The following is a 12,744-nucleotide window of genomic DNA, read 5'->3' on the forward strand; positions in this document are numbered from 1 at the left end:
CGCGCCGTCAGGCTGCGCCGGCGTTGCGACCGTGCGCGTCGCTGCCGTTCGGCTCGAGGCCGCGCGTCGCGAGTGCGGCGAAGATGCGCTCCGTGACCTCGTCGAGCGTGCCGACGCCGTCGACGCGGACGACGAGGTCCTTCTCGCGGTACACGTCGAGGATCGGAGCCGTCTCGCGCTCGTAGATCGCGAGGCGGTTCGCGATGACCTCCTCCGTGTCATCCGTGCGGCCCTGGTCGATCGCGCGCTGACGGAGTCGGGTGATCGACTCCTCGCGCGGGACCACGAGCTCGACGACCGCGTCGAGCGACTCGCCTCGACCCGAGAGGAACGCCTCGAGGTCGTCGACCTGACCGCGGTTGCGCGGGTACCCGTCGAGGAGGAAGCCGCGCGCGGCATCCGGCTGCTCGAGCCGGTCGCGGACCAGCTCGCTCGTCAGCTCGTCGGGGACGAGGTCGCCGGCCTCGATGATCGCCTGGACGCGCTTGCCGAGCTCGGTGCCGCCCTTGACGTTCTCGCGGAAGATGTCGCCGGTGGCGACCTGCGGGACGCCGAAGGCCTCGGCGACGAGCACGCCCTGCGTGCCCTTGCCCGAGCCCTGCGGACCGACGATGAGGAACCGGGCGGAGGGGGTCTGCGTCATCGGAGGAGTCCTTCGTAGTGGCGCTGCTGGAGCTGGGCGTCGATCTGCTTCACGGTCTCGAGGCCGACGCCCACGATGATGAGGATCGACGCGCCGCCGAACGGGAAGTTCTGGTTCGCGCCGAACCACGAGAACGCGACGAGCGGCAGCAGTGCGATGAGGCCGAGGTAGATCGAGCCCGGCAGCGTGATGCGGGTGAGGACGTAGTCGAGGTACTCGGCGGTCGGACGGCCCGCGCGGATGCCGGGGATGAAGCCGCCGTACTTCTTCATGTTCTCGGCGACGTCGTCGGGGTTGAACGTGATCGCCACGTAGAAGTACGTGAAGCCGACGATGAGGAGGAAGTACAGCAGCATGTAGAGCGGGTGATCGCCCTGCGTCAGGTAGTTCGTGATCCACACGACCCAGGCCTGCGGCTCCTCGCCGGCTGCGGGCTGGTTGAACTGCGCGATGAGCGCCGGCAGGTACAGCAGCGAGGAGGCGAAGATGACGGGCACGACGCCGGCCATGTTCACCTTGATCGGGATGTAGGTGTTGTTGCCGCCGTAGGTGCGGCGCCCGACCATGCGCTTGGCGTACTGGACCGGTACTCGGCGCTGCGACTGCTCGACGAAGACGACGGCCACGACCACGAGCAGGCCGATCGCCAGCACGAGTGCGAAGACGTCCCAGCCGCGGGCGACGCCGATGCCCCACAGGGAGGTCGGGAAGGTCGCGGCGATCGAGGTGAAGATGAGCAGCGACATGCCGTTGCCGACGCCGCGCTCGGTGACGAGCTCGCCCATCCACATGATGAGGCCGGTGCCGGCGGTCATCGTGACGACCATGAGGAGGATCGCGTACCACGCGTCGTTCGTGATGAGCTGCGAGCACGCGGGGTCGGAGTTCGCCGGGAACAGCGCGCCCGAGCGGGCCACGGTGATGAGCGTCGTCGACTGGAGGACGCCGAGCGCGATCGTCAGGTAGCGCGTGTACTGCGTGAGTCGCGCCTGGCCGGACTGGCCCTCCTTGTAGAGGGTCTCGAAGTGGGGGATGACCACGCGCAGCAGCTGCACGATGATCGACGCCGTGATGTACGGCATGATGCCCAGCGCGAAGACCGACAGCTGGAGGAGCGCGCCGCCGGAGAAGAGGTTGACGAGCTCGTAGAGGCCGGACGCACCCTGGTTCGCCGCCAGGCACTGCTGGACGTTGCCGAAGTCCACGAACGGCGCCGGGATGAACGAGCCGAGGCGGAACAGGGCGATGATGCCCAGCGTGAAACCGATCTTCCGGCGAAGGTCGGGGGTGCGGAAGATCCGCCCGATGGCGTTGAACACTCGTCCTCCTGTTACTGACGCCGCAGTCAGTATGAATGCGGCTCGAGCCTGTCGAGACCCCCGTGAATCATACGCGAGGTCCCGACAGGCTCGAATTCCGTGTGTGGTGCAGCGGCCTTACTTGACCGAACCGCCGGCGGCGACGATCTTCTGCTCTGCGGAGCCGGAGACCTTGTCGACCGCGACGTTGAGCTTCACCTGGATGTCGCCGTTGCCGAGCACCTTGACGCGCTCGTTCTTGCGGACGGCACCCTTGGCCACCAGGTCGGCGACGGTGACGTCGCCGCCCTTCGGGTAGAGCTCGGCGAGCTTGTCCAGGTTGACCACCTGGTACTCGACGCGGAACGGGTTCTTGAAGCCGCGGAGCTTCGGCGCACGCATGTGGTACGGAAGCTGGCCGCCCTCGAAGCCGGGGCGCACGGTGTTGCGGGCCTTGGTGCCCTTCGTGCCGCGACCGGCGGTCTTGCCCTTCGAGCCCTCACCGCGACCCACGCGGGTGCGGTCCTTCTTGGCGCCGGGCGCCGGGCGAAGGTGGTGCACCTTGAGGACGGGCTCGCGCACGACGTCCTCGGACTCCTTCTTGGCCGGAGCCTTCTTCGCCGGGGCCTTCTTCGCGGGGGCCTTCTCGGCCTTCGCGTCGTCGGCCTTGGCGGCGGCCTTGGCCGGAGCCTTCTTCTCGGCAGCCGGCTTGGCAGCGGCCTTCTTCTCGGCAGCCGGCTTGGCAGCGGCCTTCTTCTCGGCAGCCGGCTTGGCAGCGGCCTTCTTCGCGGGAGCCTTCTTCGGGGTCTCCTCGGCGGCGACGTCCTTCGTCTCGTCAGCCATTAGTCGATCTCCTCAACCGTCACGAGGTGGGCGACCGTGTTCACGTAGCCGCGCACCTGGGGGGTGTCCTCGCGAACGACGCTCTGGCCGATCTTCTTGAGACCGAGGCTGCGCAGCGTGTCGCGCTGGTTCTGCTTCTCGCTCACCTTGGACTTGATCTGGGTCACCTTGAGCTGCTTGGCCATCAGGCACCTGCCTTCGCTGCTGCGGCGGCCTCGGCCGCCTGGGCCTCGGCACGCAGCAGGCGGGCCGGCGCGACCTGGTCGTAGTCGAGACCACGACGTGCGGCGACCGCGCGCGGCTCCTCGAGCTGCTTCAGCGCCTCGACCGTGGCGTGCACGATGTTGATGGTGTTCGACGAACCGAGCGACTTGCTCAGGACGTCGTGGATGCCGGCGCACTCGAGCACGGCGCGGACCGGACCACCGGCGATGACACCGGTACCGGGGCCGGCCGGGCGCAGGAGCACCACACCGGCGGCCGCCTCGCCCTGAACGGGGTGCGGGATGGACGCGCCGACGCGCGGGACGCGGAAGAAGTTCTTCTTCGCCTCCTCGACGCCCTTCGAGATCGCGGTCGGCACCTCGCGCGCCTTGCCGTAGCCGACGCCGACGAGGCCGTTGCCGTCACCCACGACGACGAGCGCCGTGAAGCTGAAGCGACGGCCGCCCTTGACGACCTTCGACACGCGGTTGATGGTGACGACGCGCTCGAGGAACTGGCTCTTCTCGGCGTCGCGATCGCGACGGTCGCGGCCCTGGCCGCGGTCGCGGCCGCCACGGCGGCCCTCGCGCTCGTTGCGCGGCGGCTCCGAGGAAGCTGCCGTCTCGACGGGTGCCTCTGCGGCCACCTCGGTCTCCTTCACAGTGTTTTCGCTCACAGGCTCAGTCCTGCCTCTCGCGCTCCGTCGGCGATCGCTGCGACACGACCGGCGTACTTGTTGCCGCCGCGGTCGAACACGACCGAGTCGACGCCGGCCTGCTTCGCGCGCTCGGCGACGAGCTCGCCGACCTTCTTCGCCTTGGCGGTCTTGTCACCCTCGAACGCACGGAGGTCTGCCTCCATGGTCGAGGCGGATGCCACGGTGTGGCCCTTGCTGTCGTCGACGACCTGCACGAAGACGTGGCGGGCCGAACGCGTCACCACGAGACGGGGACGCAGCTCGGTGCCGACGATCTTCTTGCGAAGCCGGGTGTGGCGGCGCGAACGCGCAGCCGACTTGCTCTTGACGGCCATGATTACTTACCAGCCTTTCCGGCCTTGCGACGCACGACCTCGCCGGCGTAGCGGATGCCCTTGCCCTTGTAGGGCTCGGGCTTCTTGATCTTGCGGATGTTGGCGGCGGTCTCACCGACGACCTGCTTCGAGATGCCCGAGACGGTGATCTTGTTGTTGCCCTCGACCGTCAGCGTGATGCCGGCGGGCGGCTCGACGGTGACCGGGTGCGAGAAGCCGAGCGCGAACTCGACCGCGCTGCCCTTCTGCGCGACGCGGTATCCGGTGCCGACGATCTCGAGGCCCTTGGAGTAGCCCTGGGTCACGCCGACGATGTCGTTGGCGATGAGGCTCCGGGTCAGGCCGTGCAGCGAACGCGACTCGCGCTCGTCGTCGGGGCGGGTGACGAGGACCTGGTTGTCCTCGACCTTGACCTCGATGGGCTGCGCCACGGTGAGTGCGAGCTCGCCCTTCGGGCCCTTCACGGTGACGGCGCGGCCGTCGACCTTGACGTCGACACCCGCGGGGATGTCGATGGGAAGTCGTCCGATTCGTGACATGGATCTACCACACGTAGGCGAGGACTTCCCCACCCACGCCCTTCTTCTCGGCCTGGCGGTCCGTCAGCAGACCGCTGGAAGTGGACAGGATCGCGACGCCGAGGCCGCCGAGCACCTTGGGGATCTCGGTCGACTTCGCGTACACGCGGAGGCCGGGCTTCGACACGCGCTTGATGCCCGCGATCGAGCGCTCGCGGTTCGGGCCGAACTTGAGCTGCAGCGTGAGCGTCTTGCCCACGCGCGCGTCGGCGACCTCGAAGCCGGAGATGTAGCCCTCGGACTTGAGGATCTCGGCGATGTGCCCCTTGAGCTTGGAGTGCGGCATCGACACGGTGTCGTGGTGCGCGGAGTTGGCGTTGCGCAGGCGCGTCAGCATGTCAGCGACCGGGTCGGTCATCGTCATGACACTGGTTTCCTTACGTTCACCAGGTTTCAGGACCCGTTACACGGGGACTGACCTGTGGTGGTGGCGGCACGCGGTTGCGGACCGCCGTATGCCGGTGCCGGCGGGGCCTCGGATGGTTCCGAGACCCGCCGGCGCAGGCACAAACTCGTAGAGTCTACTACGAACTACTGGGCGGACTCGTTCGACTTGAACGGGAAGCCGAGCGCCTTCAGCAGCGCGCGACCCTCGTCGTCGGTCTTGGCGGTGGTCACCACGGTGATGTCCATGCCGCGGACGCGGTCGATCTTGTCCTGGTCGATCTCGTGGAACACGGACTGCTCCGTGAGACCGAACGTGTAGTTGCCGGTGCCGTCGAACTGCTGGTCCGAGAGGCCGCGGAAGTCGCGGATACGGGGCAGCGCGAGCGAGAGCAGGCGGTCGAGGAACTCCCACATCCGGTCGCCGCGCAGCGTGACGTGCGCGCCGATCGGCTGTCCCTCGCGCAGCTTGAACTGCGCGATGGACTTGCGGGCCTTGGTGACCTGCGGCTTCTGGCCGGTGATCTTGGTGAGGTCGGCGATCGCGCCGTCGATGACCTTGCCATCGCGCGCGGCCTCGCCGACACCCATGTTGACGACGATCTTCGTCAGGCCCGGGACCTGGTGCGGGTTGGTGTACCCGTTCGCCTCGGTCAGGGTCTTCGTGATGTCGGTCTGGTACTTCTGCTTGAGGCGCGGCTGGATCTTGCCAGCCGGCGCGGCAGTCGCGGTGTCAGTCATTAGAGGTCCTTACCTGACTTCTTGGCGTAGCGGACGCGGACCGTCTTCTCGACGCCGTCCTTGGTGACCGTCTCGGTGCGGAAGCCCACGCGGGTCGGCTTCTTGGTCTCCGGGTCGACGATCGCGACGTTCGACACGTGGATCGGGGCCTCGTGGGTCTCGATGCCACCGGTCTTGGAGCCGCGCTGGGTCTGGCCGACGCGCACGTGCTTCGTGACGTAGTTCACGCCCTCGACCACGACGCGGTTCTGGTCGACCAGGACCTCGATGACGCGACCCTGCTTGCCGCGGTCGCCGCCGCGGGCCTGGCTGCGGCCCGAGATGACCTCGACGAGGTCGCCCTTCTTGATCTTGGCCATGTTTACAGCACCTCCGGCGCCAGCGAGATGATCTTCATGAACTTCTTGTCGCGAAGCTCCCGGCCGACCGGCCCGAAGATGCGGGTGCCGCGAGGGTCACCGTCGTTCTTGAGGATCACCGCGGCGTTCTCGTCGAACTTGATGTAGGAGCCGTCGGGTCGACGGGTCTCCTTCACGGTGCGGACGATGACGGCCTTGACCACGTCGCCCTTCTTCACGTTGCCGCCCGGGATCGCGTCCTTGACGGTGGCGACGATGACGTCGCCCAGGCCCGCGTAGCGTCGGCTGGAACCGCCGAGCACGCGGATGGTGAGCAGCTCCTTGGCGCCCGTGTTGTCGGCGACCTTGAGCCGGGATTCCTGCTGAATCACTTCGTACTCCTTCTGGGAAGCAAGCCCGGGGGCTTACTTGGCCTTCTCGACGATCTCGACCAGGCGCCAGCGCTTGGTGGCGCTGAGCGGGCGGGTCTCGGAGATCACGACGAGGTCGCCGATGCCGGCGGTGTTCTGCTCGTCGTGCGCCTTGACCTTCGACGTACGGCGCATGACCTTGCCGTACAGCGGGTGCTTCACGCGGTCCTCGACCTCGACGACGATGGTCTTGTCCATCTTGTCGCTGACGACGTAGCCGCGACGGACCTTGCGGTAGCCGCGGACGAGCTCGGCCGTCTCGGCGACCTCGGCCGCAGCCTTCTTGGTCTCAGCCATGATCAGGCCTCCTTCGTCTCGGCCTCGGCGTCGGCGGATGCCTCGGCCTTGGCCTTCTTCGTCTTCTTCGCGGGCGCTGCGGGCGCCTCGACCGGCGCGGGCGTGGCACGGATGCCGAGCTCGCGCTCACGGATGACCGTGTAGATGCGGGCGATGTCGCGCTTCACGGCACGCAGGCGGCCGTGGCTCTCGAGCTGGCCGGTGGCGGCCTGGAAGCGGAGGTTGAACAGCTCCTCCTTGGCCTTCTTCAGCTCGTCGACGAGACGCTCGTCCTCGAAGGTGTCGAGCTCGGTCACAGCGAGCTCCTTGGAACCGACGGCCATTATGCGTCGCCCTCCTCGCGCTTGATGATGCGTGCCTTGAGGGGCAGCTTGTGGATTGCACGGGTCATGGCCTCGCGAGCGAGTTCCTCGGAGACGCCCGAGACCTCGAAGAGGACGCGACCCGGCTTGACGTTGGCGACCCACCACTCGGGCGAACCCTTACCGGAACCCATGCGGGTCTCGGCCGGCTTCTTCGTGAGCGGACGGTCGGGGTAGATGTTGATCCACACCTTGCCGCCACGCTTGATGTGACGCGTCATGGCGATACGAGCGGACTCGATCTGACGGTTCGTCACGTAGGCGGGGCTCAGGGCCTGGATGCCGTACTCGCCGAAGGAGACCTTCGTGCCGCCGGTGGCCTGGCCCGAACGGCCGGGGTGGTGCTGCTTGCGGTACTTGACTCGACGGGGAATCAACATGGTTATGCCTCAACTCCTGCTGCGGCCGCCTCCTGCGCACGGGGCGCACGGCGACGGTCGTTACGGTCACGCGACGGCTTCTGGGAGGCCTGCTCGCGGGCGAGCTCCTTGTTGGTGATGTCGCCCTTGTAGATCCAGACCTTCACGCCGATGCGACCGAAGGTGGTCTTGGCCTCGTAGAAGCCGTAGTCGATGTTCGCGCGGAGCGTGTGCAGCGGCACGCGACCCTCGCGGTAGAACTCCGAGCGGCTCATCTCGGCGCCGCCGAGGCGGCCCGACACCTGGATGCGGACACCCTTGGCGCCGGCGCGCTGCGCGCCCTGCAGGCCCTTGCGCATCGCGCGGCGGAAGGCCACGCGGGCGGAGAGCTGCTCGGCGATGCCCTGCGCGACGAGCTGGGCGTCGGCCTCGGGGTTCTTGACCTCGAGGATGTTGAGCTGGATCTGCTTGCCGGAGAGCTTCTCGAGGTCGGCGCGGATGCGCTCGGCCTCGGCGCCGCGGCGGCCGATCACGATACCCGGGCGAGCCGTGTGGATGTCCACGCGGACGCGGTCGCGGGTGCGCTCGATCTCGATGCGGCTCACGCCGGCACGATCGAGCGACGTCTGCAGCAGGCGACGGATCTTGACGTCCTCGGCGAGGTAGTCGGCGTAGCGCTGTCCGGGCTTCGTCGAGTCTGAGAACCACCGCGACACGTGGTCGGTGGTGATGCCGAGACGGAAGCCGTACGGGTTGACCTTCTGACCCATTACTTCGTACCCTCCTCGGGCGTGCCGAGCACGACGGTGATGTGGCTCGTGCGCTTGTTGATGCGGAAGGCACGACCCTGCGCGCGCGGCTGGAAACGCTTGAGGGTGGTGCCCTCATCGACGTACGCCGTCTTCACGTAGAGATCCTGCTCGTCCAGGTAGGTGTTCGTGGCATCGGCCTTGACGCGAGCGTTCGCGATGGCCGAGGCGACGAGCTTGTACACCGGCTCGCTCGCACCCTGCGGGGCGAACTTCAGGATGGCCAGGGCCTCCTGTGCCTGCTTGCCGCGGATCAGGTTGACGACGCGGCGGGCCTTCATGGGGGTCACGCGGATGTGACGCACGCGGGCGATCGACTCCACCATTTCTCTCCTCCTTCACGCCACCGCGTCAGCGGCGGCGGCCCTTCTTGTCGTCCTTCACGTGTCCACGGAAGGTGCGGGTGGGCGCGAACTCGCCGAGCTTGTGGCCCACCATGGTCTCGGTGACGAACACCGGGATGTGCTTGCGGCCGTCGTGCACGGCGATCGTGTGGCCGAGCATGGCCGGGACGATCATCGAGCGACGCGACCACGTCTTGATGACGTTCTTGGAACCCGCGTCGTTCTGCGAGGCGACCTTGCGAAGCAGGTGCTCGTCGACGAAGGGGCCCTTCTTGAGGCTGCGAGGCATCTTCTCTTACTCCTACTTGCGCTTCTTGCCGACGGTGCGACGACGGACGATGAGCTTGTCGCTCTCCTTGTTGGGGCGACGGGTGCGTCCCTCGGGCTGGCCCCACGGGCTCACCGGGTGACGACCACCGGAGGTCTTGCCCTCACCACCACCGTGCGGGTGGTCGACCGGGTTCATCGCGACACCGCGGACGGTCGGGCGGACGCCCTTCCAGCGCTTGCGGCCGGCCTTGCCCCAGTTGATGTTCGACTGCTCGGCGTTGCCGACCTCGCCGACGGTCGCGCGGCAGCGCGCGTCGACGTTGCGGATCTCGCCCGACGGCAGGCGGAGCTGCGCGTAGGGGCCGTCCTTCGCGACCAGGCGCACCGAGGCGCCGGCCGAACGCGCCATCTTCGCGCCGCCGCCGGGGCGGAGCTCGATGGCGTGGATGACGGTACCGGTCGGGATGTTGCGCAGCGGCAGGTTGTTGCCGGGCTTGATGTCGGCGGCCGGGCCCGACTCCACGAGGTCGCCCTGCTTGAGCTTGTCGGGAGCGATGATGTAGCGCTTGGTGCCGTCCACGAAGTGCAGCAGCGCGATGCGCGCGGTGCGGTTCGGGTCGTACTCGATGTGCGCGACCTTGGCGGGCACGCCGTCCTTGTCGTTGCGACGGAAGTCGATGACGCGGTACTGGCGCTTGTGGCCACCGCCGACGTGGCGGGTGGTGATGCGGCCCTGGTTGTTGCGACCACCGGACTTCGACAGCGGGCGGAGCAGCGACTTCTCGGGCGTCGAGCGCGTGATCTCGGCGAAGTCGGCGACCGACGAACCGCGACGACCCGGGGTCGTGGGCTTGTACTTGCGAATAGCCATAGTGAGGTTCCTCTGCTCCTTAGCCGACGTTCGTGAAGATGTCGATCGAGCCGGACTTGAGGGTGACGATCGCGCGCTTGGTGTCCTTGCGCTTGCCCATGCCGAAGCGGGTGCGACGCGTCTTGCCCTGACGGTTGAGGGTGTTGATCGAGGCGACCTGGACGTTGAAGATCTTCTCGATGGCGAGCTTGATCTCGGTCTTGTTCGCGCGGGGGTCCACGATGAACGTGTACTTGCCCTCGTCGATCAGGTTGTAGCTCTTCTCCGAGACCACCGGCGAGATGATGATGTCGCGGGGGTCCTTGTTGTGCGCGGCGCTCATGCGGAGACCTCTTCCTTCTTCGCCTGCTTCGCGGCGACGAACGCCTCGAGCGCGGCCTTGCTGAAGACGATGTCGTCGGAGACGAGCACGTCGTAGGCGTTCAGCTGGTCGACCGGCAGGACGTGCACGGTCGGGATGTTGCGGACCGCACGCTCCGAGAGCTCCTCGTCGCGGGTGAGCACGACGAGCTGGTGCTTCGACGGGGCGATCCCGGCGAGGAGCGCGACGGCGTCCTTCGTCTTCGGGGCCTCGCCGTTGGCGAGCGACTCGACCGCGTGGATGCGGCCGCCGCGAGCGCGGTCGGAGAGCGCGCCGAGCAGGGCCGCGGCGATCATCTTCTTGGGGGTGCGCTGCGAGTAGTCGCGAGGCTGCGGGCCGTGGACGACGCCGCCGCCGGTCATGTGCGGTGCGCGGATCGAGCCCTGGCGGGCGCGGCCCGTGCCCTTCTGCTTGAAGGGCTTGCGGCCGGCGCCGGAGACCTCGCCGCGGGTCTTGGTCTTGTGCGTGCCCTGACGCGCGGCGGCGAGCTGGGCGACGACGACCTGGTGGATCAGCGGGACGTTGGTCTGCACGTCGAAGAGCTCGGCGGGCAGCTCGATCGAGCCGGACTTCTTGCCGGTGACGTCGAGGACGTCGATGGTGGCAGCGGTAGCCATCTCAGGCTCCCTTCACAGCGTTGCGGACGAACACGAGACGGCCGCGAGCACCGGGGACCGCGCCCTTGACGAGCAGCAGGCCCTTCTCGGCGTCGACGGCGTGCACGCGGAGGTTCAGGACGGTGACGCGCTCGCCACCCATTCGACCGGCCATGCGCATGCCCTTGAAGACACGGCTCGGGGTCGACGAGGCGCCGATCGAACCGGGCTTGCGGTGGTTGCGGTGGGCACCGTGCGACGCGGAGACGCCCGCGAAGTTGTGGCGCTTCATGACACCGGCGAAGCCCTTGCCCTTCGACGTGCCGACGACGTCGACCAGCTGGCCGGCCTCGAAGGTGCCGTCGACGGTGAGCTCCTGGCCGAGCGCGTAGTCCGCGGCGTCGGCGGTGCGCACCTCGGTCACGTGGCGGCGCGGCGTGACGCCGGCGGCCTCGAAGTGACCGGTGAGGGGCTGGGTGACCTTGCGGGGGTCGATGGCGCCCGCGGCGATCTGGACGGCGGAGTAGCCGTCCTTCTCCTGCGTGCGGAGCTGGGTGACCACGTTGGGGGCGATCTCGATGACGGTGACCGGGATGAGCTTGTTGTTCTCGTCCCACACCTGGGTCATGCCGAGCTTGGTGCCGAGCAGACCCTTCACGTTCTTTGCAGTGGTGGACATGTCGTACCTCAGAGCTTGATCTCGATGTTGACGTCGGCCGGAAGGTCGAGACGCATGAGCGAGTCGACGGCCTTGGGCGTCGGGTCCACGATGTCGATCAGGCGCTTGTGGGTGCGCATCTCGAAGTGCTCGCGGCTGTCCTTGTACTTGTGGGGCGAACGGATGACGCACACCACGTTCTTCTCGGTCGGAAGCGGCACGGGGCCGACGACCGTGGCGCCCGCGCGGGTCACCGTGTCGACGATCTTGCGCGCCGAGGTGTCGATGACCTCGTGGTCATACGACTTCAGTCGAATGCGGATCTTCTGTCCCGCCATTGCTGACTCTCTCTCTGTCAAGGCGTCTTACCCCTTCCGAGGGCATCGGACGCCGCGTAGCTACTCCGTGTGAAGCACCACTGTTCTTCTGTCAAAGGCCGGTGATCGAGCCTGTCGAAGCCACCCCGCGGTGCGGTGGCCTCGACACGCTCGACCTCGAGCCCCAACCGACCCCCGCGCTCGGGCGTGTCGCACTCGCGGAAACGGGCATGGGTCTCTTGCACGCAGGCAGAGGCCATGCTCGAATCTGAGGGTGTCGGTTGTGGTGTCCTGCTGCCCGCGGCCTAGCCTGACCCGTGGGACTCCGTGGAGCTTCCGGTGGCTATGCACTGCCTGGCAGTGATTCGAACGGAGCGCAGCAAGGCACGCCGTTCGAAATGTTGAACTCAACGAGTCTGCCACATGCGGGCACTTCCGTGCAACCCGGGCGTGTCGCGGCCTCGATGCTCACCGCATCCTCCCAGTCAAGCGGATGCCGCGGCATCCGTCGTCGTGGTGGAATCGGTGCACGGCAAGCCGAGGGAGGACTCGATGACGGAGCATGCGCACGCGGTCGGCGAACGGATCGGACCGGGCAGCGTCTCGGTGACCCGCACCGGCCCGCGCACCTACGAGGGCCTCAACGAGCGCGGATCGACCGTGCTCATCGGGCCCGTCGAGGCCCCGGGCCACTTCACGCCGGGCGAGCTCCTGAAGCTCGCGCTGGCCGGCTGCGCGGGCATGAGCGCCGACTCGGTCGCGGCGCGTCGCCTCGGCGACGACGTCGCGATCACGGTCTGGGCGCACGGCACGTCGAAGGACGACAACCGGTACCGGGAGATCGACGAGGAGATCGTCGTCGATCTCTCCGCACTCGAGCCCGCCGATCGCGAACAGCTGGCGGCGATCATGGCGCGCGCGATCGCGAAGGCGTGCACGGTGGCGCGGAGCGTCGAGGGGTCCATCGACCTCCGGACCACCATCGGGGGAATCGAGATCTGAGGCGCC

At 67.7% G+C, this 12,744-nt stretch carries 23 protein-coding genes; 1 reads left to right on the forward strand and 22 read right to left on the reverse strand.

The window, feature by feature from the left end:
• Window positions 1-7: 7 nt before the first annotated feature.
• The 22 genes from ACFVHK_RS06135 to rpsJ form a co-directional block, all read right to left on the reverse strand.
• Window positions 8-643: an adenylate kinase gene (locus ACFVHK_RS06135; RefSeq protein WP_376928055.1), complete on the reverse strand. Its 636-nt coding sequence runs from the start codon at window positions 641-643 to the stop codon at window positions 8-10.
• Entirely contained in the window at window positions 640-1,962 is a 1,323-nt protein-coding gene (gene secY / locus ACFVHK_RS06140; protein ID WP_129233348.1) for a preprotein translocase subunit SecY, read from the reverse strand. The genes ACFVHK_RS06135 and secY overlap by 4 nt, the downstream gene beginning before the upstream one ends.
• Window positions 1,963-2,079: 117 nt before the next feature.
• A complete protein-coding gene (gene rplO, locus ACFVHK_RS06145; protein WP_376928056.1) occupies window positions 2,080-2,784 on the reverse strand; it encodes a 50S ribosomal protein L15 in 705 nt (234 codons plus the stop codon).
• Window positions 2,784-2,969 (reverse strand): 50S ribosomal protein L30, encoded by a 186-nt coding sequence (gene rpmD, locus ACFVHK_RS06150; protein ID WP_129233346.1) that lies wholly within the window; start codon window positions 2,967-2,969, stop codon window positions 2,784-2,786. The genes rplO and rpmD overlap by 1 nt, the downstream gene beginning before the upstream one ends.
• Window positions 2,969-3,664, reverse strand: a complete 696-nt coding sequence (gene rpsE, locus ACFVHK_RS06155; protein WP_129233345.1) for a 30S ribosomal protein S5 — start codon at window positions 3,662-3,664, stop codon at window positions 2,969-2,971. The genes rpmD and rpsE overlap by 1 nt, the downstream gene beginning before the upstream one ends.
• A complete protein-coding gene (gene rplR / locus ACFVHK_RS06160; protein ID WP_129233344.1) occupies window positions 3,661-4,020 on the reverse strand; it encodes a 50S ribosomal protein L18 in 360 nt (119 codons plus the stop codon). Before rplR ends, rpsE begins: the two co-directional genes overlap by 4 nt.
• Before the next feature lie 2 nt (window positions 4,021-4,022).
• Window positions 4,023-4,559: a 50S ribosomal protein L6 gene (rplF, locus tag ACFVHK_RS06165; protein WP_376928057.1), complete on the reverse strand. Its 537-nt coding sequence runs from the start codon at window positions 4,557-4,559 to the stop codon at window positions 4,023-4,025.
• Window positions 4,560-4,563: 4 nt separating this feature from the next.
• Window positions 4,564-4,962 carry a 30S ribosomal protein S8 gene (rpsH, locus tag ACFVHK_RS06170; RefSeq protein WP_129233342.1) on the reverse strand — a complete coding sequence of 133 codons (399 nt, stop codon included), beginning with the start codon at window positions 4,960-4,962 and terminating at the stop codon, window positions 4,564-4,566.
• 167 nt (window positions 4,963-5,129) lie between these two features.
• Window positions 5,130-5,723, reverse strand: coding sequence for a 50S ribosomal protein L5 (rplE, locus tag ACFVHK_RS06175; RefSeq protein WP_129233341.1), 594 nt, complete (start codon window positions 5,721-5,723; stop codon window positions 5,130-5,132).
• Entirely contained in the window at window positions 5,723-6,082 is a 360-nt protein-coding gene (gene rplX / locus ACFVHK_RS06180; protein WP_129233340.1) for a 50S ribosomal protein L24, read from the reverse strand. Before rplX ends, rplE begins: the two co-directional genes overlap by 1 nt.
• Before the next feature lie 2 nt (window positions 6,083-6,084).
• Window positions 6,085-6,453, reverse strand: coding sequence for a 50S ribosomal protein L14 (gene rplN, locus ACFVHK_RS06185; protein WP_129233339.1), 369 nt, complete (start codon window positions 6,451-6,453; stop codon window positions 6,085-6,087).
• 33 nt (window positions 6,454-6,486) lie between these two features.
• Entirely contained in the window at window positions 6,487-6,789 is a 303-nt protein-coding gene (rpsQ, locus tag ACFVHK_RS06190) for a 30S ribosomal protein S17 (RefSeq protein ID WP_129233338.1), read from the reverse strand.
• Between the two features lie 2 nt (window positions 6,790-6,791).
• The gene (gene rpmC / locus ACFVHK_RS06195) at window positions 6,792-7,112 is read right to left on the reverse strand and encodes a 50S ribosomal protein L29 (RefSeq protein WP_129233337.1); all 321 of its coding nucleotides are present in this window, start codon (window positions 7,110-7,112) and stop codon (window positions 6,792-6,794) included.
• Window positions 7,112-7,531, reverse strand: coding sequence for a 50S ribosomal protein L16 (gene rplP, locus ACFVHK_RS06200; RefSeq protein WP_129233336.1), 420 nt, complete (start codon window positions 7,529-7,531; stop codon window positions 7,112-7,114). The genes rpmC and rplP overlap by 1 nt, the downstream gene beginning before the upstream one ends.
• A gap of 2 nt (window positions 7,532-7,533) precedes the next feature.
• On the reverse strand, window positions 7,534-8,280 hold the full coding sequence (rpsC, locus tag ACFVHK_RS06205) for a 30S ribosomal protein S3 (protein ID WP_129233335.1): 747 nt from the start codon (window positions 8,278-8,280) through the stop codon (window positions 7,534-7,536).
• The gene (rplV, locus tag ACFVHK_RS06210) at window positions 8,280-8,645 is read right to left on the reverse strand and encodes a 50S ribosomal protein L22 (RefSeq protein ID WP_129233334.1); all 366 of its coding nucleotides are present in this window, start codon (window positions 8,643-8,645) and stop codon (window positions 8,280-8,282) included. Before rplV ends, rpsC begins: the two co-directional genes overlap by 1 nt.
• A 25-nt stretch (window positions 8,646-8,670) precedes the next feature.
• The gene (gene rpsS / locus ACFVHK_RS06215) at window positions 8,671-8,952 is read right to left on the reverse strand and encodes a 30S ribosomal protein S19 (protein ID WP_129233333.1); all 282 of its coding nucleotides are present in this window, start codon (window positions 8,950-8,952) and stop codon (window positions 8,671-8,673) included.
• A 12-nt stretch (window positions 8,953-8,964) separates the two neighbouring features.
• Window positions 8,965-9,804 carry a 50S ribosomal protein L2 gene (gene rplB, locus ACFVHK_RS06220; RefSeq protein ID WP_129233332.1) on the reverse strand — a complete coding sequence of 280 codons (840 nt, stop codon included), beginning with the start codon at window positions 9,802-9,804 and terminating at the stop codon, window positions 8,965-8,967.
• 19 nt (window positions 9,805-9,823) lie between these two features.
• Complete coding sequence (gene rplW / locus ACFVHK_RS06225) at window positions 9,824-10,126, reverse strand: 50S ribosomal protein L23 (RefSeq protein ID WP_129233331.1); 303 nt, start codon at window positions 10,124-10,126, stop codon at window positions 9,824-9,826.
• Window positions 10,123-10,782, reverse strand: a complete 660-nt coding sequence (gene rplD / locus ACFVHK_RS06230; protein ID WP_129233330.1) for a 50S ribosomal protein L4 — start codon at window positions 10,780-10,782, stop codon at window positions 10,123-10,125. Before rplD ends, rplW begins: the two co-directional genes overlap by 4 nt.
• A 1-nt stretch (window position 10,783) precedes the next feature.
• A complete protein-coding gene (rplC, locus tag ACFVHK_RS06235; protein ID WP_129233329.1) occupies window positions 10,784-11,440 on the reverse strand; it encodes a 50S ribosomal protein L3 in 657 nt (218 codons plus the stop codon).
• A gap of 8 nt (window positions 11,441-11,448) precedes the next feature.
• Window positions 11,449-11,757 carry a 30S ribosomal protein S10 gene (rpsJ, locus tag ACFVHK_RS06240; RefSeq protein WP_017201594.1) on the reverse strand — a complete coding sequence of 103 codons (309 nt, stop codon included), beginning with the start codon at window positions 11,755-11,757 and terminating at the stop codon, window positions 11,449-11,451.
• A gap of 531 nt (window positions 11,758-12,288) precedes the next feature.
• Here rpsJ and ACFVHK_RS06245 point away from each other — a divergent pair.
• The gene (locus ACFVHK_RS06245) at window positions 12,289-12,738 is read left to right on the forward strand and encodes an OsmC family protein (RefSeq protein WP_376928058.1); all 450 of its coding nucleotides are present in this window, start codon (window positions 12,289-12,291) and stop codon (window positions 12,736-12,738) included.
• Window positions 12,739-12,744: the final 6 nt, after the last annotated feature.

The sequence above is a fragment of the Agromyces binzhouensis genome (assembly GCF_042672355.1).
Classification (GTDB): Bacteria; Actinomycetota; Actinomycetes; order Actinomycetales; family Microbacteriaceae; genus Agromyces; species Agromyces binzhouensis.

Excerpts from the sequence above, each read along its gene's own strand:
- rplO (WP_376928056.1), bottom strand. The coding sequence starts at position 2,784 with ATGGCTGACGAGACGAAGGACGTCGCCGCCGAGGAGACCCCGAAGAAG.
- rplB (WP_129233332.1), bottom strand. The coding sequence starts at position 9,804 with ATGGCTATTCGCAAGTACAAGCCCACGACCCCGGGTCGTCGCGGTTCG.
- rplE (WP_129233341.1), bottom strand. The coding sequence starts at position 5,723 with ATGACTGACACCGCGACTGCCGCGCCGGCTGGCAAGATCCAGCCGCGC.
- rplV (WP_129233334.1), bottom strand. The coding sequence starts at position 8,645 with ATGGTGGAGTCGATCGCCCGCGTGCGTCACATCCGCGTGACCCCCATG.
- rpsH (WP_129233342.1), bottom strand. The coding sequence starts at position 4,962 with ATGACGATGACCGACCCGGTCGCTGACATGCTGACGCGCCTGCGCAAC.
- rplW (WP_129233331.1), bottom strand. The coding sequence starts at position 10,126 with ATGAGCGCCGCGCACAACAAGGACCCCCGCGACATCATCATCTCGCCG.
- rpsS (WP_129233333.1), bottom strand. The coding sequence starts at position 8,952 with ATGCCTCGCAGCCTCAAGAAGGGCCCCTTCGTCGACGAGCACCTGCTT.
- ACFVHK_RS06135 (WP_376928055.1), bottom strand. The coding sequence starts at position 643 with ATGACGCAGACCCCCTCCGCCCGGTTCCTCATCGTCGGTCCGCAGGGC.
- rplD (WP_129233330.1), bottom strand. The coding sequence starts at position 10,782 with ATGGCTACCGCTGCCACCATCGACGTCCTCGACGTCACCGGCAAGAAG.
- ACFVHK_RS06245 (WP_376928058.1), top strand. The coding sequence starts at position 12,289 with ATGACGGAGCATGCGCACGCGGTCGGCGAACGGATCGGACCGGGCAGC.
- rpsC (WP_129233335.1), bottom strand. The coding sequence starts at position 8,280 with ATGGGTCAGAAGGTCAACCCGTACGGCTTCCGTCTCGGCATCACCACC.
- rplR (WP_129233344.1), bottom strand. The coding sequence starts at position 4,020 with ATGGCCGTCAAGAGCAAGTCGGCTGCGCGTTCGCGCCGCCACACCCGG.
- rpmD (WP_129233346.1), bottom strand. The coding sequence starts at position 2,969 with ATGGCCAAGCAGCTCAAGGTGACCCAGATCAAGTCCAAGGTGAGCGAG.
- rpsJ (WP_017201594.1), bottom strand. The coding sequence starts at position 11,757 with ATGGCGGGACAGAAGATCCGCATTCGACTGAAGTCGTATGACCACGAG.
- rplC (WP_129233329.1), bottom strand. The coding sequence starts at position 11,440 with ATGTCCACCACTGCAAAGAACGTGAAGGGTCTGCTCGGCACCAAGCTC.
- rplX (WP_129233340.1), bottom strand. The coding sequence starts at position 6,082 with ATGGCCAAGATCAAGAAGGGCGACCTCGTCGAGGTCATCTCGGGCCGC.
- rpmC (WP_129233337.1), bottom strand. The coding sequence starts at position 7,112 with ATGGCCGTCGGTTCCAAGGAGCTCGCTGTGACCGAGCTCGACACCTTC.
- rplF (WP_376928057.1), bottom strand. The coding sequence starts at position 4,559 with ATGTCACGAATCGGACGACTTCCCATCGACATCCCCGCGGGTGTCGAC.
- rplP (WP_129233336.1), bottom strand. The coding sequence starts at position 7,531 with ATGTTGATTCCCCGTCGAGTCAAGTACCGCAAGCAGCACCACCCCGGC.
- rpsQ (WP_129233338.1), bottom strand. The coding sequence starts at position 6,789 with ATGGCTGAGACCAAGAAGGCTGCGGCCGAGGTCGCCGAGACGGCCGAG.